This is a genomic window from Lysobacter sp. Soil_N_51 (assembly GCF_057655755.1).
Window position 1 is genome coordinate 48,730 of the sequence record NZ_JBDGLR010000001.1, and the last position, 17,389, is coordinate 66,118.

At 62.9% G+C, this 17,389-nt stretch carries 22 protein-coding genes; 12 read left to right on the forward strand and 10 right to left on the reverse strand.

Annotated features, from left to right (window positions below; genetic code table 11):
- Positions 1-49 precede the first annotated feature (49 nt).
- The 3 genes from AC3A4T_RS00220 to AC3A4T_RS00230 form a co-directional block, all read right to left on the reverse strand.
- Positions 50-457, reverse strand: coding sequence for a hypothetical protein (locus tag AC3A4T_RS00220; protein ID WP_487673556.1), 408 nt, complete (start codon positions 455-457; stop codon positions 50-52).
- A gap of 64 nt (positions 458-521) precedes the next feature.
- A complete protein-coding gene (locus AC3A4T_RS00225) occupies positions 522-764 on the reverse strand; it encodes a hypothetical protein (protein WP_487673557.1) in 243 nt (80 codons plus the stop codon).
- Positions 765-840: 76 nt separating this feature from the next.
- The gene (locus AC3A4T_RS00230; protein WP_487673558.1) at positions 841-1,326 is read right to left on the reverse strand and encodes a hypothetical protein; all 486 of its coding nucleotides are present in this window, start codon (positions 1,324-1,326) and stop codon (positions 841-843) included.
- Positions 1,327-1,600: 274 nt separating this feature from the next.
- On the opposite strand from AC3A4T_RS00230, the gene AC3A4T_RS00235 reads away from it, so the two are divergent.
- From AC3A4T_RS00235 to AC3A4T_RS00255, 5 genes are all read left to right on the forward strand, one after another.
- Complete coding sequence (locus AC3A4T_RS00235; RefSeq protein ID WP_487673559.1) at positions 1,601-1,936, forward strand: hypothetical protein; 336 nt, start codon at positions 1,601-1,603, stop codon at positions 1,934-1,936.
- 205 nt (positions 1,937-2,141) lie between these two features.
- Positions 2,142-2,483, forward strand: coding sequence for a hypothetical protein (locus AC3A4T_RS00240; RefSeq protein WP_487673560.1), 342 nt, complete (start codon positions 2,142-2,144; stop codon positions 2,481-2,483).
- Between the two features lie 17 nt (positions 2,484-2,500).
- Positions 2,501-2,839 (forward strand): hypothetical protein, encoded by a 339-nt coding sequence (locus AC3A4T_RS00245; RefSeq protein WP_487673561.1) that lies wholly within the window; start codon positions 2,501-2,503, stop codon positions 2,837-2,839.
- A gap of 1 nt (position 2,840) precedes the next feature.
- A complete protein-coding gene (locus tag AC3A4T_RS00250; protein ID WP_487673562.1) occupies positions 2,841-5,597 on the forward strand; it encodes a zeta toxin family protein in 2,757 nt (918 codons plus the stop codon).
- 26 nt (positions 5,598-5,623) lie between these two features.
- Positions 5,624-5,926 carry a hypothetical protein gene (locus AC3A4T_RS00255; protein WP_487673563.1) on the forward strand — a complete coding sequence of 101 codons (303 nt, stop codon included), beginning with the start codon at positions 5,624-5,626 and terminating at the stop codon, positions 5,924-5,926.
- Positions 5,927-6,031: 105 nt separating this feature from the next.
- Here the strand turns inward: AC3A4T_RS00255 and AC3A4T_RS00260 are convergent, their stop codons facing one another.
- From AC3A4T_RS00260 to AC3A4T_RS00270, 3 genes are all read right to left on the reverse strand, one after another.
- Positions 6,032-6,376 (reverse strand): VOC family protein, encoded by a 345-nt coding sequence (locus tag AC3A4T_RS00260; protein ID WP_487673564.1) that lies wholly within the window; start codon positions 6,374-6,376, stop codon positions 6,032-6,034.
- A 486-nt stretch (positions 6,377-6,862) separates the two neighbouring features.
- Positions 6,863-7,336 (reverse strand): hypothetical protein, encoded by a 474-nt coding sequence (locus AC3A4T_RS00265; protein WP_487673565.1) that lies wholly within the window; start codon positions 7,334-7,336, stop codon positions 6,863-6,865.
- Positions 7,309-8,187, reverse strand: a complete 879-nt coding sequence (locus AC3A4T_RS00270; RefSeq protein ID WP_487673566.1) for a DUF6731 family protein — start codon at positions 8,185-8,187, stop codon at positions 7,309-7,311. The genes AC3A4T_RS00265 and AC3A4T_RS00270 overlap by 28 nt, the downstream gene beginning before the upstream one ends.
- A gap of 554 nt (positions 8,188-8,741) precedes the next feature.
- On the opposite strand from AC3A4T_RS00270, the gene AC3A4T_RS00275 reads away from it, so the two are divergent.
- The gene (locus AC3A4T_RS00275; protein WP_487673567.1) at positions 8,742-8,990 is read left to right on the forward strand and encodes an XAC0095 family protein; all 249 of its coding nucleotides are present in this window, start codon (positions 8,742-8,744) and stop codon (positions 8,988-8,990) included.
- A gap of 659 nt (positions 8,991-9,649) precedes the next feature.
- Positions 9,650-10,126, forward strand: a complete 477-nt coding sequence (locus tag AC3A4T_RS00280) for a hypothetical protein (protein WP_487673568.1) — start codon at positions 9,650-9,652, stop codon at positions 10,124-10,126.
- 64 nt (positions 10,127-10,190) lie between these two features.
- On the opposite strand, the gene AC3A4T_RS00285 is transcribed toward AC3A4T_RS00280, so the two are convergent.
- From AC3A4T_RS00285 to AC3A4T_RS00300, 4 genes are all read right to left on the reverse strand, one after another.
- Positions 10,191-10,361: a hypothetical protein gene (locus AC3A4T_RS00285; RefSeq protein ID WP_487673569.1), complete on the reverse strand. Its 171-nt coding sequence runs from the start codon at positions 10,359-10,361 to the stop codon at positions 10,191-10,193.
- Between the two features lie 81 nt (positions 10,362-10,442).
- Positions 10,443-11,864, reverse strand: coding sequence for a hypothetical protein (locus AC3A4T_RS00290; protein WP_487673570.1), 1,422 nt, complete (start codon positions 11,862-11,864; stop codon positions 10,443-10,445).
- A 103-nt stretch (positions 11,865-11,967) separates the two neighbouring features.
- The gene (locus tag AC3A4T_RS00295) at positions 11,968-12,381 is read right to left on the reverse strand and encodes an alpha/beta fold hydrolase (protein ID WP_487673571.1); all 414 of its coding nucleotides are present in this window, start codon (positions 12,379-12,381) and stop codon (positions 11,968-11,970) included.
- An 82-nt stretch (positions 12,382-12,463) separates the two neighbouring features.
- A complete protein-coding gene (locus AC3A4T_RS00300) occupies positions 12,464-13,576 on the reverse strand; it encodes a hypothetical protein (protein WP_487673572.1) in 1,113 nt (370 codons plus the stop codon).
- Positions 13,577-13,850: 274 nt separating this feature from the next.
- Here AC3A4T_RS00300 and AC3A4T_RS00305 point away from each other — a divergent pair, with 274 nt between their 5' ends.
- The 5 genes from AC3A4T_RS00305 to yeiP all read left to right on the forward strand — a co-directional run bounded on the left by AC3A4T_RS00305 (position 13,851) and on the right by yeiP (position 17,363).
- The gene (locus AC3A4T_RS00305; RefSeq protein ID WP_487673573.1) at positions 13,851-14,333 is read left to right on the forward strand and encodes a GNAT family N-acetyltransferase; all 483 of its coding nucleotides are present in this window, start codon (positions 13,851-13,853) and stop codon (positions 14,331-14,333) included.
- A 212-nt stretch (positions 14,334-14,545) separates the two neighbouring features.
- On the forward strand, positions 14,546-15,160 hold the full coding sequence (locus AC3A4T_RS00310) for a hypothetical protein (RefSeq protein ID WP_487673574.1): 615 nt from the start codon (positions 14,546-14,548) through the stop codon (positions 15,158-15,160).
- A 4-nt stretch (positions 15,161-15,164) separates the two neighbouring features.
- Positions 15,165-15,737, forward strand: a complete 573-nt coding sequence (locus AC3A4T_RS00315) for a hypothetical protein (RefSeq protein WP_487673575.1) — start codon at positions 15,165-15,167, stop codon at positions 15,735-15,737.
- A gap of 178 nt (positions 15,738-15,915) precedes the next feature.
- Positions 15,916-16,686 carry an SDR family NAD(P)-dependent oxidoreductase gene (locus AC3A4T_RS00320; protein ID WP_487673576.1) on the forward strand — a complete coding sequence of 257 codons (771 nt, stop codon included), beginning with the start codon at positions 15,916-15,918 and terminating at the stop codon, positions 16,684-16,686.
- A gap of 110 nt (positions 16,687-16,796) precedes the next feature.
- A complete protein-coding gene (gene yeiP / locus AC3A4T_RS00325; protein ID WP_036108330.1) occupies positions 16,797-17,363 on the forward strand; it encodes an elongation factor P-like protein YeiP in 567 nt (188 codons plus the stop codon).
- The last annotated feature ends 26 nt before the right edge of the window (positions 17,364-17,389 follow it).

The following is a 17,389-nucleotide window of genomic DNA, read 5'->3' on the forward strand; positions in this document are numbered from 1 at the left end:
CGGGGCGCCGCGCGGATGCAGGGCTTAAGAAGGTCCTTGCCCCGCCCCCTCAACGGCAACTGGTATTGCCGTAAGCGTCCGTATGGCATCGCCGGGTGCTGCCGTCGCTATGACGATACGTCGTGTTGCCGTAAGCGTCGGTGGTCGCGCGCGTGGTCGTGCCGTCGCTGTGGCGATAGGTGGTGTTGCCGTACCCGTCGGAGCGGCCGCGCGTGACCGAGCCGTCGCTGTGACGAAGATAGGTGTTGCCATACCCATCGGCGCTCGCGCGGGTGCTGGTGCCGTCGCTGCGGCGATAGGTGGTGTTGCCATACCCGTCGGACCGCGCGCGCGTGGTCGTGCCGTCGCTGTTGCGGCAATCGGTCCTGCCGTACCCGTCGCTGGAACAGCGCGTCTGCCCGGCCATCGCGGCGTGCGTGGCGAACACCAAGGACAAAACCAGTACGAGTCGTTTCACGCGATTGCTCTGTGAGTGGATGGCCACAAGTGCACAGTGAAGCGCATCGCCGGTCAAGCCGCGATTACGACCGGCTGGCTTTGCCGAACTCGACGATTCGGGCCTTGAACCCCGCGTCGCCCGGGTTCGTGGCGAGCAAGGCGTCGGCGAATTTCGCGGCCTGCGCGGATGGCCCTTTGAAGACATCTGTAGCCGCGACCAGGAAGGCGTAGCCGCCGTCGTCGTCGAGTCGACCCGCCGCATTCAACTCATCCACCAGCGCGATCGCATCGTCGACCCGTTGCCCGCACAGATAGGTCAGTTCCAACGCCAACCGTGCATGCCGGCCGACTGGCTTGTTGGCCATGCATGGGGATCTGAGATCGCAACCCCAATCAGTCGATTCAAGAACGATCCGGCGGCGAACAGGACGATTCGTCCCCGAGAGGCAAAACATACCCGAATGCGGCCGTATGCCTCGCGGCGATGGCCCAAAGATCCGGCCCGATGCGCCAGTTGCGCTCGCCGCCGCCGGGACCGGCGAAATACAGCACCGAGTGGATATGAATCGCGATATCGCGCTCCAGCAAATGCAGCGTCCGCGGCCATTGCGGCCAATGCGCCAACGCACGATCGGCGAACTCGAACGAATTCAGCACCACCGCCATCAGCACGAAGCGCTCATCATCACCGAGTTCGCCCGCCTCATAGAACCCCAGAAACTCATCGATACGCCCGCAGTCCGCCCACTCGGCCTCGGGGTCCTGCATCGAGGGATGGGCGACAAATCCGAACCGAGCGGCAAGCCGTTCAAGCGCCGCGGCCGTGGGATGCCGCCACAAATGCTCCGGGACCTCCATATCGCCATGCGTCCTGAGGTTGCGCTCCATCGAGCCGATATCGGGAAAGTAACGGAGTGACTTGCGCGACGCCAGTCAAACTCCTAAACCGGTCGGACTGCCCGCTCCATTCCGGTGCTCGATAGATTGCGCAGACACCGCTGCCCAACGCTTGCGCCATACACGGCAACGGAATCACATTTGTTCGCACACGTTGATTGTTTGCGCCAAACCGAGTCAATTGCTTCACCTCGTCTCGTTCGGCCGACGTTATCCTCACACCCAAGTACCAGGTCGATCCGAGCGCTCAAAGGAAGAAACGGGAATGTCCACCTTGCCTCCTCCTCCGGTTCCGCAGGGACTGCGCGAACTGCTCAAGGACTACCCGGACCATATCCAGCGCCTGCAAGAAGCCTTGAACAGCTACGTCCAAAAGCCGTTCCGGCTTATGCCATTCGATGGCGCGATATGGGTGCTCGAGGGCAGTCTGGAGACCTTCATCGCCGAAGCGCGTCAAGAGATAGGAAATGCCGAGACCGGCGGCGACCCGGAAGCTATCGCACTAGCCAGGGCAAAGAGGTCCACCTTTGGTTCGGCACGAGCCGACATGGGCCTATTGTCCGAACTTCGAACTTACTTCGATACATGGAACTCAGGATGAGCGGACGAAACACACTCGGCACCCGGGGCATCGCGAATGACTCGTCATTCAGCTCAGCCACCGAAAGCACCTGAAAGACACGCCCAATCCGCGGCCCTGCTAGTGCGCTTTTAACCTAACCCCTTGCAATGCTGGTACGCGCTACCAGCGCTATCATATCGTTGGAAAACACCCCGACTTACGGGCTCATAAGGACTACACGAAAATGTCCACCTTGCCGACACCCCCAGTTCCGCAGGGAATCCGCGAACTTCTCATAGACTACCCAAATCACATTCGACGCCTACAAGAAGCCTTGAGTGACTACGCCAAAAAGCCTTTTCGTGTCATGCCGTTTGATGGGGCCATCTGGGCGCTTGAAGGAAGGCTCGACACTTTCGTGTCAGAAGCGCGCAAAGAACTCAAGCAAGCCAAGGCATCCGGAGATGATCAAGACATCGCACGAGCGGAAGAAAAAGAAATCTTGATGCTACATGTCTGCTTGGTGTCGCAATACGACCTCGGCGAACTGGCAGAATATTTTAACGCTCGCACACCTACCAATTAAAAGCCACGGGAATGCCCATGCCATCTTTGCCGCCGATTCCACCAAGGTTGCGTGAACTTCTAAAAGACTATCCAGATCATCTCGAGCGACTGCAAGAATCTCTAAACGATTACATCCGCGCCCCTTTTCGCGTCATGCCATTTGATGGCGCCATCTGGTCGCTTGAAGGCACTTTAGGGAGCTTTATCTCCGAAGCGCGCGAAGAATTAAAAATAGCCGAAGCCAGTGGAAATGCTGAAGCGATTGAAAAGGCGAAAGCTAAGGATGTCCTGATGTTCCGGGCGCATTCCGTTAACGGAGGAATGTCGGATCTCCATGAATTGCGGGCGTACTTTCAGCAATACACAAGGATGTGATATGAACACGACCGATGCCAAGATTTCTGAGCAAGAACATGCTCAGACCTTCCAAGAAAAAATTCTTGTCGATGCGAATCTTGCCTCCAAGACATCCCTCAATCATCCCAAGGCCGTAATTCTAGGTGGCCAGCCCGGAGCGGGAAAAGGCGGACTCGTTGAAACCGTTCGCGGCGAGTTGCGAAACGATGCGATTGTCATCGACCCAGACAATCTTCGTGACGCACACCCCCACGTTACGGAATTTCGCCGCGAAACGCCGTACACGTGGTCAGGACGGACACACGCTGATGCAAGTCAATGGGCGGATGAACTACTGGATGCAACCGTCTCGGCCAAGAAAAACCTGATCTTCGATACAACGCTCAGCAACGGTCAATGGACATCTGAACTGATTAAGGACCTGCAAAGTAAGGGCTACGAGGTTGAAGTACGTGCAATTGCTGCACATCGGCTAGAAAGCGAACTAGGCGTCGACCGCCGATTCACACATAAACTAGATAGAGACGGCTTCGGCCGCCACGTCCCCGAAGGCGCCCGCGACGCCATATACGACAAGCTGCCCGCCAGCTTGGATACAGTTCACGCGCAGACCGACGCACCAATCCGGATCTTCAATCGCGAAGGCGTCGAACTCTATGACAGTCGCACCAGCACACAGTTGCCGGGTGCCGCGCTGGAACAAGCCCGCGAAGCTCGACTGAAAGACCCGGTGCTGACCCGCGCGCTCCGCGACGCATGGCAAGAACAGCAGAGCTGGCATCAGGAACTGCCCGAGAAGTTGCCCACCCACCCGAAGGTCGACCGGGCCACCGGCGAAAATCTGCTGGTCGAGCGCAGCGCGAACCGCGTGGTGGAACGTGTCGACAGCACCGCGGCGCAGGCGCTGGATGTGGACCATGCCACCCGGGTTCGGCCCACGCGCATCCATGCAGGCAAGGTCCTCGGCATCGCCGGTCTGGCGCTCGATGCCTACGACGCGGCCGACACCCTTCGAACCAGTAATCGTCTGCGAGGCGAAGGCAACGACACCGCGGCCGCCTCCGAGCTGATCCATTTCGGCAGCCGCACCGTCGGCGGCTTCGCGGGAGCCGGTCTGGGCGTGACGGCCGGCGCTATTGCCGGCGTCGAGACCGGCCCGGGGTTGCTGGTCACCGGCGCCATCGGCGGAGTCGTGGGCGTGTTCGCGGGCGACAAGATCGCGCAGTGGACCGACGACCGCCGCATCTATCGCCAGGACGACGGACAAGGCAATACCTGGAACTACGACCCGGACCAACCCGATCGCGGCTGGCGGCGAACGGCGCCGGTCGATGCCAGCGACGACCGCATCGACAATCCGGCACGCAGTGAGTTGCGAGCCAGTCCCGCGCTGGCCAACGAACTCAACTACAAATCGACCAGCGTCTCGGCCGAACTGGTGCTCGGCGGCCCGCCGAAACAGCGCGATCCGTTCGTTCAATCCTCCAACGCGAGCGACACACCCAGCATCACGCCGGCAAGCTGGACCCGTGACGCCGACAGCAACGAATGGCGACGCGAAGTCGTCATCGCGTTCGTCGAGCGCGGCATGAGCCCCAAGCGCATCGAGACCGCCGGCCCGGAGCGCGCCGCAGAGCTGGATCAAGCCGCCGCCAATACCGTGCTGCACAATGCCGCGAACAGTCCGCCGGCCATCGCAGCGCGTTACGAAGACGCCTACGCACGTAATGGCTGGGCGGCCCACGGCCCCATGCCCGATGCCGTGACCCATGCGCGCACGAACGTGGACACCCTGGTCGCCTCCGACGACAACCGCTACCAGCGCCGCGCCGACGGCGAATGGGTCAGCGACGGCATGATCTACGACTCCACCGCCAGCGGAAATCTGCGCGAGGAATTGAACGCCACCCGCGAAGTCCTGCGCGCGACACTCCCACCGCCGCAAGCGGTGCAAGCGCCGCCGCCGCCGACGCCTGAGGCCCGTTTACGCGATACCGTCATGGGCGCGTATGCCAATGCCGGCGTCTCGCCGAGCGCTGAACGCATCGAGGCGAGTGCGGCAGCGGTTCGCATCACCTGGGCGGCGCACGGATTAAACCCAGACACCACGGCCCTGCAACTGCAGCCTAACGCCGACCGCCGCTACGATCAGGACAGCCCTATCGCGAGCCTGCGCCTGGACACCGACGGCAAGACCTATGTGATCGCGGCGGTGACCACGCCTGAAGAGATACAACACGCGCAAACCGCGAAGCGTGGCCCTACCACGACTGGCGACGCCTCCGAGCCGTCCCATGATCCATCTCCCGCGCCGCGCACAACGCCCGCTACGCCCTCGCCCGCCAATGCACGGCATCCCGCCGATCCGCGCGTCGCGGACCATCCGGACCACCGCCTGTACACGCAGATCGAACAGGGCGTGCATCGCATCGACGCCCAACTGGGTCGAACGCCGGACGCCGGCAGCGAGCGCCTTGCGATGAGCGCGTTCGTCGCAGCCAAGGCCCAGGGCATCGACTTGGCCGACCACGTTGCACTCAGCCGACAGGGCACACACCATGCCGCGGGCTCGTTCGTGTTCGTCGTGCAAGGCCAGGACCCGACCGACGTGCGCAACGCCGTCGCCCGGGTATCGACGGTCGAAGCGCTAAATCAGCCGCTCGACCGTTCGCTGCAACAGATGGACACAATGAAGCAGGAACAAGCCCGCTCGCAGACAGCGGCGCAAGAGACCCAATCCGCAACCGAGCACGGACGCGGCCAGAGGATGGGATAACGGCGCCGAGCCGCAGGAGATTGATCGTGGGCTGGGCCAAGAACTACATCGCCAGACTGCAGGCCGGCGAGAACGTGACGTTTCGTCCCGCCGGCGGCTCCATGACCGGCAAGATCGAGTCCGGGCAACTGTGCACCGTGGCCCCGGTCGATACCGTCACGCTCCGCGTCGGCGACATCGCGCTGTGCCGCGTCGACAGCAACGACAACCTGCATCTGGTCAAGGCGATCAACGCCGGGGAATTCCAGACCGGCAACAACCGCGGCTTCATCAACGGCTGGATCGCGGCGTCGGAGATCGTCGGCAAGTGCGTCCGGATTGAGCCGTAGCAGGCCGCACCTCGGCGTTGGCTCGTACGCGAGTTGAATCACACGGTGCGCGCAGTCAGTTCAAAGATTCGTCGCCCTGTCACTGACGAACGAACCCATCCTCGACTACAGCTGCCATACGCCGTGATCGTTGCCGCCCTGCAGGTAAATGGCGAAGGTTCCGTGCCCGGGGATCAGCATCGGCTCAACCGCGATCTGACCTCCGGCCTCCACCACGGCGGCGACAGCCGCCTCGATATCTTTCACCAACCAATAAGGCCGAACCACCGGCGCCTCGGTCGTGCGCAACGGCGCGCGTACCCCGACGAAGCCGCCACCCGCCAACGGCGCGGTGCGCGCGTTGCCGAGGCTCGCGTCGGGTTCGCCGAACTGCACGCCATGGGTCGATGCGTAGGCGGCGCATACGGCGTCGACTTCGGTGGTTACGATTTCGAGGTAGTGGATTTGCATGGGGTTGCATCCTGCGCTAGTTGGGATATCGGTCGCTGCTGACCCCAGTTTTCGCCTTATGTAGGGCAAGGCTCCGCGGCGAGCGAGCATACCTGCAGGACGGCAGCCCTCGGCTCTGCGTGTTTGGGGAGCACGCAGCCGTCAAACCAAACCAGGACGTGCTGTCCCGGTGCGAGGTCCTCGGCATCGATGCCGTCTCCGTACACCGTGAAAAGCTCCGTATCCGGAGCGACGACGATTCGAACAGGCTTGGACTTGCCGGCGACTTTGACCATGACCTGTCCCGGCTCGGCTCGGCTCGGACGATATAGCCGATCAACGAGGCCGCAGGGCTCGACGCCACCACCGTCCGCAATCGGCAACACGCATTCCTTGGCTGTCGCTATGCCAGAGGCAATGGTCAGTGCGGCCGTGATGAGTAGCAACACCTTGGTAGTGTGCGACTACCATCTTCTGCCGCCCTGGTTTTCGACTACACACGATAAGTTAGACATCATCATCTTTTACTTCGCGCCGGGCCAATAATTGCGATGTGATGTTTGCTATTCGAGCTACAGATGAGAGCGCAAAGGCAGATACGCCAACCACCATTGCATGCAACGAAATTTCACCAGGAATATAAAAAGCAACTAACGCTATCACACACATGAATACGCTACCCCAAAGCGCCTCCCGAAGATAACGAAGAAGGTCCTTGAGATATCCGCTTTTCTTAAGGCGCCTAAAGGTCTCATCACCCATCCCGTACAGCAGAGCCTTGAGTGTCGCCATAAAACCCGTTAAGACGCCCCCAAGCGATATCACGGCGGACAAATAATTATCAGGAGAATTTATTGGAAGCTTTATCCATCCTCGCCCATGAAATATGACGGCAGCTAGAGTACAGAGACCCGCCAACAACCAAGGCGCGAATCGCTCGCGCAGCAATGGAGTCAGCCATTTCGAATTCGATCCGCCCATTTTCTATATGCTCTTTCAAGCGCAACAAAACGATCCTCCGCAGCGAGTCGTCGCCCAGAGTTTGGTGTGATATCAAGAGAATGCAAAAGCTTCTCTTTGATTAGATCAACCGTTTCAATTTTACCGTCAGTAGTCTCACGGCCTGCGACCTCAGCTGCAACTACGGCAGGACTTCGAAGTAGTGAGTTAAGCCAAGCTTTGGCCCCTACCAGTGATTGCTGACGGTCATGACCTACGCTAATTTCGATCTTCATCTTCGCACCATTCATATCGGCCCCGCGACCAAGCGCCTGCGTCAAGGCATCGCCTCGTCTACGCTGATTCGCTGAAAGTTGCTTTAGATCAACTCCTACCGACAGCCTTCGAACTTCAGTCACTCTTTCATATTTGGCTTCTGCATCCTGATCAAGCACAACTTTTAGCTCATAGTCATTCGCCTCATCCGCAGCATAACCAGACAAGTATTTTTCAATCGCACCAGGCCTCACTCCATAGTGATTATATTGGATCAACATATACCCAGACTGCGGCAGAAATAGTGCGGCCGACTCCTCTCCAAAGTACTCATCGTCTTCAATATCTAAATCCTCGATAGGATCATGGCGCGTACCTTTCCCGGGTCCCGCCGTATCTCTAAGCTTTACAAAGTCTAATCTCCACCTCCGGGGCAATCCTTCTCCTGCCGCGAATTGCTCAGCAATTTCAAGCCGAACGTTGGAGCCACTGACTTGGCGGATACGCTCACCAAGCGCTTCTTGACTGATTAGCCTAATCATCGAAGTGGCTGATCTCGCGTCTTCGACGGCATTAAACACCCTGTACAGATGAATATGGACTCGTGCTGGCTTCAAGGTGAATCTCCTATCCGAAACAGGAGGACCCATTCATGGTCCCAATGACGCATTTCTGCCCCCTGTCAAGCGCGCCTTAGCATATAGCGACGAAGACATAATTTGCACTCTATAGGCAGAATGACCGCACCCAAAACACCCCTTCTGTTACTGGCCGGTTTCGCGATCGAATCCCGTTTAGATGAAATCAGTTAAAAGAGTTAGCTTTGACCAAAGCAGGATCCGTGACATTGCGTTAGGTAAGGACGCCCAAGCGAAACAAGAAATTTTTATCTCGGCTACTTGACTAGCTCAACGTGGAGTCCGATGCTTTCGACCGGAGACTCAAAACTCCTTACAGAGCGGTTGCCACGCCCGAAATATCCGGTGGTTTTTTTGTGTCTGCTATTCGGGCACAAGCTCGGCGCGTTCCTGCGTCGGGAGGGCGGCGAATACAACACCCGCAAGGGGAATAAGCCCGCCGTCTCTGTACGGTTTTGAGCCTCCCGACTTCCCGCCTGTGACTGAGCGCAGCGCGGGCCCTGGTGTTGTGTCCTAGGAAGAAGGAGTGCCCTATGCCCCCGAAGGCTTCGTCCGGCGGCGATCTGGACAGTTTCAGTGTGTCGCTGCCGCTGAATGCGTTTTTTGAGTTGCGGGAGTTTCAGGATCAGTTGCTGAGCGCGGCCCGCACGCTCGATCCGGCTACGTCCCCCTGCCCCTCCACTCGTCCGCACGAGCAGTCGCGGCATCGCGCGCTGGCGTCGGTGTTCCGGACCTGGGCGGATCAGGTCGACCGTAGTCTGGAATCGGTGCGCCCGGCTTAGCGAGCCTCGCAGGCCCGGCCGTCGTCGTTGGGGGCAGCGCTCGTGCCGCGCAAATGGCGGCGTTCGGGGTGTGGCGCTGCGGTCGTCCGGCGTCTGGGCCGGACGTCGGCCGAAAAAGTTTTGGGTTTGGAGCGCTGCGGCGCAGGCGTGTGCCTGATGGCTGCATTCATGGCACGAGATAGGCGGCGGTTGCGGGTCGGGATCGCAAGCGCCGCGTCGGCGGCTGCGGGCGCAAGGTTCGCGGCTGGGGCCGCAAGGCTTTGAGAGCCGGCCGCAAGGCTCGGAACCTTGCGAATGGAGCGAAAAGGCTTGCGATCGCAAGGTTCCGAGCCTTGCGCGCGAGCATCAAGGCTTGCGCGCGGGACTTTGCGCCTTGCGTTTGGGATCGCGAGCCTTGCGGTCGGAGCATCGAGGTCTGCGATCGCAAGCCTGCGAGCCTTGCGACCGGGCGCGAAGGCTTGCGCGCGATGCTCACGGGCTTGCGCGCCGGCATCGGCGCTGCGCACGCAAGGGTGCATGCGGTGTGCGCAAGCTTTCGGGGGCGTGAATGCGGGCGCGCGAGCGGGCGCGGGTCGGGTTTCGGCGCGCGGGCGGCGGTCTAGGCTGCGCGCGTCGGCCGTGTCGGCCGGCGTACTGACATGGACTATCAAGGAACGAAGATGAGTCAGAACCTGATCGATTTGAATCTGTCCGCCGAGGCACTGGACGCCGTGGATGCGGCGCTCACGCAGTTGGAAGCGCAACTGGCGCCGTTGATCGGCTTGAACGTGGACCAACGCCGGCAGCTGACCAAGATGGGCGAGAAGTCGGAGTCGTTCTGCCGGCAGGCGGTGGACGTGATGCAGCAGAACCCGAACATCCTGCCGCGCAATTTCGACCTGGAGGCGATGCGCCGCGACCTGGCCGCGTTCGATGCGCTGCGGCCGCGGCTGGTGCGGTTGACGCGCTTGTTCGAGCGCGCCAACGACACCCACATGGCGCTGGGCAGCGACCTGATGAGCAATGCGCTGGAGGGCTATGCGTTCTTGAAGATTTCCGGCAAGGGCGAAGGGCTGGAAGGCCTGCGCAAGACCTTGTCGGCCCGATTCAATAGGGCGCGGCCGGAAGTGCCGGCTTCGGCGCCGAGCGCATCGTAGGCCTCGCTCGCGGTCGGCAAGCTAAAAAAAGCCCCGCTGAGCGGGGCTTTTTTCTTATGCAGGATTACTGCTGTTCTTTTGCGTCCGTCAACTTGGCCAACACAGTATCTATCGTGCGGATGGATTGGTCGGTCAGGCTTTTCGGCGCGGGGCCGTCGCGCTTGGCGCGCTTTGAGTAGTGCAACGCCTCGCGAATCAGCGCCATCTCTTCCCCAGTCAGATCAACGATAGCCATGGATCACCTTGTGCGGTTGACGGCGAGAGGACTCAGAGCGCCCATTGTGGACCACAACACCGCGTCTGCGCGCCCCGACCCTCAATCCGCATCCCGCGCCACCTTAGGCAACGGCTCCTCCGCCTGCAGCTCCTTCGCCGCCATCGCCGACACCCCGCGCGCATGCAAGGTCTTCATGACCGGCTGGCTGCGCAGGTTCTGATAGAAGTTGCGGATACCGCCGGTGAGTTGCAACGAGTAGTCGGTGGTCACGAAGCGCTCGTTGTTCTGCACTTCGATGTGGGCGCCGCCGCGGATGGGTTTGAAGAATTCGTCGAACTGGCTCAGCGGGAAATCGCTGGGCTTGCTCGCGGCGAAGTACGCCATCGCCATCGGCTGGCCGCTCTTGGGGCCGATGCTGGTGCCGGCGTAGGTGCCGGCGCGGCCGTGACAGGAGATGCACGAGGACACCGGGCTGTCGATCGGGCCGTTGACGCGGCCGCCGAGGCCATGGTGGCGGACGTAGGCGCGGTTGCCGTAGTCCCAGCCGGTCTGTTCGACCAATGAGGAGGTGATGCGGGCCTGGGTCAGCGAGGTGTTGACGAATACGCCGTCGCGGTTGGCGTCGGTGCGGTCCTGACGGTCATCGCCCCAGCTCAGGCCGACCGGCACCATGCGGTCCCACACCGTCTTGCCGGCGCCGCCGCCGTCGTAGACGAAGGTGCCGTAGATCCAGCCGGTGGTGTCGGCCACGCGCGGGTCCTTGACTGCCACGTCCAGTTGCAGCAGACGCATGGGTTTGTCGACACGCGGTTTGTTGTACGCGGTGTCGGGGTAGATGTTGGCGGTCCAGGTCTTGCTGCCGACGAGGTACGGGATCTGTTCGACGCTGGCGTCGGTGAACAGCAATTTGCAGGCGACGCTGTTCTCGGGGAAGGTCGAGGCATACGGATCGGGGTAGCCGCTGGCGGTGCGCCAGACCTTGCCCAGGGCCGTGCCGCCGCGGTCGTTATAGAAGCCGACCGCCCAGTTCTGCCCAGGCGCGCTCTGGCTGCGGTGCAGTTCGAACGGGCGCGCCTTGCGTTCGCGGGTCAAGCCGTGGTGGTACTCGCGGCCGGCGCCGAATTGATCGCCGTCGTCGTGCAGCCACGGCGCGTGGTACCACTTGCGCACCTTGTTGTCCTGCACCTTGAAGTCGACCTCGACATTGCCTTCCAGGCAGTAGCTCAGCACCGCGCCCATGTACTCGGTCGGGAAGGCCTTGAAGTCGATCGCCATCCACGGAAAGGTTTCTTGCTTGAAGGTCTTGGGGTAGTCCTGGCTGAGCTGGAACACATCCGGCGTCCCCGGCGGCGGCGGGTAGTGCGGATCGAAGCTCGGAAAGCGCGCTGGCGCGGGGTTCGGCGTGGCCAGCAGCTTGCGCTGCAGCTCGGCACCTTGATCGGCGGGCTTGGTGACGTCCAGCGGCGCGGCGGCGGCCACGACGCACACCAGCATTCCAGCCACGGTCAGTGCTGTCTTCATGTCCACTCCCCTGTTTCGACACCTGATGTTCCCACTGCTAACGCGGTCGGGCGCGGCCAGGGGCCACGGCGCGGGGCAACCGTGACGAAGCGCAGGTTTCGATTCACGCGCGGCCGCCGCGCGCCATCTCGATGGCCGGCATCACCTTCGGCGGTGGGCTGTCGGTTTCGACATCGCAATTGCTCAGCAGCATCGAACGGACCCGATGCGGGTAACGCACCGCGAACAACTGCGCGACCGCACCGCCGCTGTCGCGGGCGATCAGGTCGACCGCGTCGATCGCCCACGAATCCAGCAACGCGGCGAGCATCGCGGCCTGGCCGTCGGCGGCCAGCGATTGCCCGGCGAGAATCTGCGAATAGCCCAGGCCCGTGAAGCCCGGGGCGATGCGGCGTCGATGCGCGGCCAGGCGATCGATCGCGCCGCGCCATTGGTAGCCGTTGAGCGGCGCGCCGTGCAGGAACAGCGCGGCCGCGCCCTCGCCGCGTTCGATGTAGGCGATGCGGCCGAACGGCAATTGGGCGAAACGCCGCGAGGCGCGGTACGCCGCCGCGTCCAGCGGCCGGATGGGGCCAGTCGCGGCCGCGCCAAATCCGTCGTCAACTCGAAGAAGCGCCGCCGCCGAAATGATCGCCCGGACCGGCCGGCGCATCGGGCCGTTGCAGGGTGAACACGCAATCGAAGAACGGTTGCATCTCGCTCCACGGCAGTTTGCGCCGACGCGCATCGACCAACGCGCGTCCGATATCGACTGAATTTCCGGGATTGTTCAGGTGTCGGGCGAACGCCGCGCCGGTGTCGGCATCCGCATGCAGGCCGTGATTCTGCTGGTTGTAGGCATGAAATTCGACAATGGCGCCCGGCGCCGCAACCGCGCCGCTCGCCAGCGGACATGTCCCGACCCCACTGGCCTCTTCGCGTTGCGCGTGCCCGGCCGCATAGCTGTCCTGCAACGTATGCAACAGCGAGCCGAAGGCGACATCCTCATACACCCGACGCAGACCACCGCCGGCGCCCTGGGTGTACAGGTCCAGAATTCGCCACTCGCTGCGGCCGAACGACGATTGGATGACCGGGATCTGGATCTCCTTCAAGCGCGTGTCCAGGGTGTACTCGCCCAGCGACGCGCGCCATGCGAATTCGGACCACCCCATGATCCGCTCCTTGGTGACGAAAGCCGGCTCGCCGTTGCGAGCGGCCATCGCATGCAGGAATTGCAGGTCGCCGAAATGGGTGCGATACAGCATCGCATCGCCGGGACCGTAGCTTTTGCCCGCCTTCGCGCCCTTGTTGGCGTCGATAAACAATTTGACCCAGCACACCGGCTGGGTTTCGAAACGGATCGTATCGCGAATGTTGCAGCGAATACCGCGCGCCTGATTGACGGTCATCGCGAAGGGAGGATCGTCGTTCCATCGCACGCCCGCCAACACCGCCGAGGGCGCGTTGAGCGCCTCGCTGCCGTCGCAGGCGATATTGCAGCCATAACTGCGATTGGTGATTTCTTCATGCACCGGCTCGGTGAAGGTGCTGATCGAAAATCGAGCCGCCTCGCGCTCCACCATCGCCCACCTGCCCGTGGTGATTCCGCTCAGGCGCCGTTCTTCCGCGCTGGAATGGGTGGAGAGTTTGTAAGCCGACGCGCCTCCCGCCATAAGCAACAGCAACGCAGCCGACAACGGACACGCAGTGCGTGTGAGTGTCCTGATCATCGAAGCATCCCCCTGTAGTGATGCGGTTGATGCGCGACGCCGGCGCGTGGCCGGACATCGCTCCCTGATTGCGGCGGTTAGACGCCCCGGCCTGTAACCGTCTTGCGGGTCGGAACGTCAAAACCACGCGGCCCCGGCCAGCGCCGCATATCGGCGCGAAGAATGCGAATGCCGTCGAAGTCCCGGCCTCGATCACGGCGCGGTGATGCAGCGGCGCCCTTCGCAAGCGCGCCGGCTTGAGCGAGGATGCGCCATCCGCGATAAGGAAACCGCCATGACCCTGCCGCCCGGCGTCGTACTGCGTCCGATCCAAGCGCGCGACGATGCCGCCGTCGCCAACTTGATACGCCAGGTGATGGCCGAGTTCGGCGCGGGCGCGGTCGCCGATAGCGAAGTCGACGCCATGCAGCGCGCCTACAGCCTGCCGCGCAGCGCCTACTACGTGGTCGAACGCGAAGGCCGCCTCGCCGGCGGCGCCGGGATCGCGCCGCTGCTCGGCGGTGAAGACCGGGTGTGCGAACTGCGCAAGTTCTACCTGCCACCGGCCTCGCGCGGACTGGGCCTGGGCCAGGCCTTGCTGGAACGCTGCCTGCTGACCGCACGCGGCTTCGGTTTCGCCCAGTGCTATGCCGAAACCCTGGACCGCATGAGCGACGCGCAGCGCCTGTTGGAAAGCAACAGCTTCCAGTTGCTGGAAGCGCCGATGGGCTACGGCGGATTGCGCGGCTGCAATACCTGGTATCTGCGCACGCTGTAAGCCCGCGATCACGATCGCCAGCACATAAATCCATCGGCCTGGACACCGCACTGGTGCCTTGAGCCGAGCTTCGCCGTGATCGCAAGAATCGCCGGCGAATTTGTAGCGTTTCGCTTATTGGAAAAGGAACGGCGTCACGCTATAAAGCCCGTCGGACCGCTCACGGCGGTTCCGGGGAAATCAAGCAAACAATCAACAGGGGATTCAAACCAATGTCCATCGCGATCCGACCGCGCGCCCTGCGCGCGGCGCTGGCGGCGCTCACGCTGAGCATGTCGCTGACCGGCTGCCTGAGCATGAAGATGTATGTCGATCCGGCGCTGCCGACGGTCGCCAAGAAGGACATCGCCGCGCCGGCCACGCCCAGGCCGGTGCAGGTGCTGGCCGAGTTCCGCACCAAGGGCAACGCCAATGCCCGCGCCACCGCCGAATTGCGGCCGCGCGCGCTGGCGGCGGCCACCGAGTCCGGGTTGTTCAGTCAGGTCAGCGGCGAGGCCACGCCCGGCGCCGGCCAGTTGCGGGTGATGATCGACAACGTGCCGATCACCGACAACGCCGCCGCCAAGGGCTTCGGCACCGGCCTGACCTTCGGCCTGGCCGGCTCGATGGTCACCGACGGCTACAACGCCACCGTCAGCTACACCGCCAACGGCAAGACCACCGAAGCCGTGGTGCGTCACGCCATCCATTCGACCATCGGCAACAAGGCCGGCCCGGCCGGCCTGACCCCGGTCGCCCCGCAGGCCGCGGCGCATCAGGTCATGGACCAGATCGTCTGGAACGGCCTCAAGCAGTTGTCGGAAAAGCATGCGTTCGACGCGGAATAAGTCGGTGAACGCACTAGTCCGCATGGCCTTGATCGCCACGCTTGCGCTGCAAAGCGCCTGCGTGAGCATGGTCGCGAGCAAGTACCAGCCCGGCATGGCCAACGCCGAGGTGCTGAGCCGTCAAAGTGGCGCGGCACCGCTGCGGGTCGGCGCGTTTTCCGCCGATCCAAAGCTCGACGGCAAGCCGCTCAACGTGCGTGGCTCGACGCTGAGCGGCGGCGAAGACGGCAAGTTCTCGACCTACCTGCGCGATGCCTTGAGCACCGAACTCAAGACCGCTGGGCGCCTGGACGACAACGCCGCACTCGAGATAGGCGGCGAACTGCTGCAGAACCGGCTCAACGGCGGCGGCGCCGCGGCCGGGGACGGCCATGCGATCGTGCAGGCGCGCTTCGTGATCAAGCGCGGCGATTCGCAGGTCTACGACCGCACCCTGACCGCCGAGCACCACTGGCCGTCCTCGTTCATGGGGCCGATCGCCATTCCCGCGGCGTTCGACAACTACACGGCCACGGTGCAGAAGCTGTTGCAGCAATTGTTCTCCGATCCTCAGTTCGAGCGCGCGACTGCGCGCTGATCGGGCTTGCCCCGGCCGCCACGGCGGCCGGGGCGATCGCGACCGGACCGCCAGAAGACCCAGCCGGCGGCAGCCAGCGTGGCCGGCCCCGGCGGCGATCGCCCCCGCCAGCCATCGGCTCCGCCCTCGATTCGCCCGGTCCTTTAGAATGGCGACTTTTCCGCCTTCAGGACCGCCCATGCAACTCGACAACGCCCGCGCCGTGATCACCGGCGGCGTCTCCGGCCTCGGCCTGGCCGTGGCCCAGCACCTCGTCGCCCGCGGCGGCAAGGTCGCGCTGTTCGACGTCAACGACGACAAGGGCGCGCAGGCCGTGGCCGCGCTCGGCGCCGACCAGGCCCGTTATTTCAAGACCGACGTCACCGACGAGGCCGGCGTGGTCGCCAACCTCGCCGCCGCGCAGGAATTTCTCGGCGGGCTCAACGCGGCGATCAACTGCGCCGGCATCCTCGGCGCCGGCCGCGTGCTCGGCAAGGAATCGCCGATGCCGCTGGCGCAGTTCCAGACCACGGTCATGGTCAACCTGATCGGCAGCTTCAACGTCGCCAAGGCCGCGGCCAACCTGATGCAGCACAACCCGGCCGGCGAAGACGGCGAGCGCGGCGTGATCGTCAACACCGCCTCGGTCGCCGCCTACGAGGGCCAGATCGGCCAGGCCGCGTATTCCGCGTCGAAAGGCGGCGTGGTCGCGATGACCCTGCCGATGGCGCGCGAGCTGTCGCGCTTCGGCATCCGGGTGATGACGATCGCGCCGGGCATCTTCTGGACCCCGATGGTCGACGGCATGCCCGAGTCGGTGCAGCAGTCGCTCAGCGCTTCGATCCCGTTCCCCTCGCGCCTGGGCCAGCCGGAAGAATTCGCCGATCTGGTCGCCTACATCCTCGGCAACCGCTATCTCAACGGCGAGACGATCCGCCTGGATGGCGCTACTCGGTTGGCGCCTAAGTAAGCAGTGATTCGGGATTGGGGATTCGGGATTGGCAACAGCCGCCCACCCCACCCCGTCCCATGTTGTCGCCAATCCCTAATCCCTAATCCCCAATCTCGAATCCCGAACTCATGAAAGCCTACGACGTAAAAAAAGGTAACGTAATCGAGCACAACAACACCGTGTATCAGGTGCGCGATATCGAACGCAGCTCGCCGCAGGGCCGCGGCGGCAACGTCAAGTTCCGCTTCACCATGTACTCGGTGCCCGGCGGGACCAAGTACGACCTCAGCGTCGGCGGCGACGACGAGTTGAAGGAAGTCGAGCTCAGCCGCCGCCAGGTGACCTATTCGTACAAGGACGGCGATGCGTTCGTGTTCCTCGACGACGAGGACTACACGCCGTACACGCTCGATGCCGACGTGGTCGGCGACGACGCCGGTTACATCATCGACGACCTCAGCGGCTGCTACGTGCAGATCATCGACGAACAGCCGGTGGCCCTGCAGTTGCCGGCCAGCGTAGCGATCGAAGTGATCGAAACCCCGCCGGAACTCAAGGGCGGCACCGCAACCAAGCGTCCGAAGCCGGCCAAGCTGTCGACCGGTCTGGAGATCATGGTGCCCGAGTACATCAGCAACGGCGAACGCGTGCTGGTCAACACCGCGACCGGCGAGTTCGCCGGCCGTGCGGACTGATCGGCGCACCGGCGCCGGCGCCAATG

What these genes read in the sequence shown, in the direction of transcription:
- AC3A4T_RS00230 (WP_487673558.1), bottom strand. Translation starts at nt 1,326, where the DNA reads ATGGAGCGCAACCTCAGGACGCATGGCGATATGGAGGTCCCGGAGCAT.
- AC3A4T_RS00235 (WP_487673559.1), top strand. Translation starts at nt 1,601, where the DNA reads ATGTCCACCTTGCCTCCTCCTCCGGTTCCGCAGGGACTGCGCGAACTG.
- AC3A4T_RS00240 (WP_487673560.1), top strand. Translation starts at nt 2,142, where the DNA reads ATGTCCACCTTGCCGACACCCCCAGTTCCGCAGGGAATCCGCGAACTT.
- AC3A4T_RS00245 (WP_487673561.1), top strand. Translation starts at nt 2,501, where the DNA reads ATGCCATCTTTGCCGCCGATTCCACCAAGGTTGCGTGAACTTCTAAAA.
- AC3A4T_RS00250 (WP_487673562.1), top strand. Translation starts at nt 2,841, where the DNA reads ATGAACACGACCGATGCCAAGATTTCTGAGCAAGAACATGCTCAGACC.
- AC3A4T_RS00260 (WP_487673564.1), bottom strand. Translation starts at nt 6,376, where the DNA reads ATGCAAATCCACTACCTCGAAATCGTAACCACCGAAGTCGACGCCGTA.
- AC3A4T_RS00265 (WP_487673565.1), bottom strand. Translation starts at nt 7,336, where the DNA reads ATGGGCGGATCGAATTCGAAATGGCTGACTCCATTGCTGCGCGAGCGA.
- AC3A4T_RS00275 (WP_487673567.1), top strand. Translation starts at nt 8,742, where the DNA reads ATGCCCCCGAAGGCTTCGTCCGGCGGCGATCTGGACAGTTTCAGTGTG.
- AC3A4T_RS00280 (WP_487673568.1), top strand. Translation starts at nt 9,650, where the DNA reads ATGAGTCAGAACCTGATCGATTTGAATCTGTCCGCCGAGGCACTGGAC.
- AC3A4T_RS00285 (WP_487673569.1), bottom strand. Translation starts at nt 10,361, where the DNA reads ATGGCTATCGTTGATCTGACTGGGGAAGAGATGGCGCTGATTCGCGAG.
- AC3A4T_RS00290 (WP_487673570.1), bottom strand. Translation starts at nt 11,864, where the DNA reads ATGAAGACAGCACTGACCGTGGCTGGAATGCTGGTGTGCGTCGTGGCC.
- AC3A4T_RS00300 (WP_487673572.1), bottom strand. Translation starts at nt 13,576, where the DNA reads ATGATCAGGACACTCACACGCACTGCGTGTCCGTTGTCGGCTGCGTTG.
- AC3A4T_RS00305 (WP_487673573.1), top strand. Translation starts at nt 13,851, where the DNA reads ATGACCCTGCCGCCCGGCGTCGTACTGCGTCCGATCCAAGCGCGCGAC.
- AC3A4T_RS00310 (WP_487673574.1), top strand. Translation starts at nt 14,546, where the DNA reads ATGTCCATCGCGATCCGACCGCGCGCCCTGCGCGCGGCGCTGGCGGCG.
- AC3A4T_RS00320 (WP_487673576.1), top strand. Translation starts at nt 15,916, where the DNA reads ATGCAACTCGACAACGCCCGCGCCGTGATCACCGGCGGCGTCTCCGGC.
- yeiP (WP_036108330.1), top strand. Translation starts at nt 16,797, where the DNA reads ATGAAAGCCTACGACGTAAAAAAAGGTAACGTAATCGAGCACAACAAC.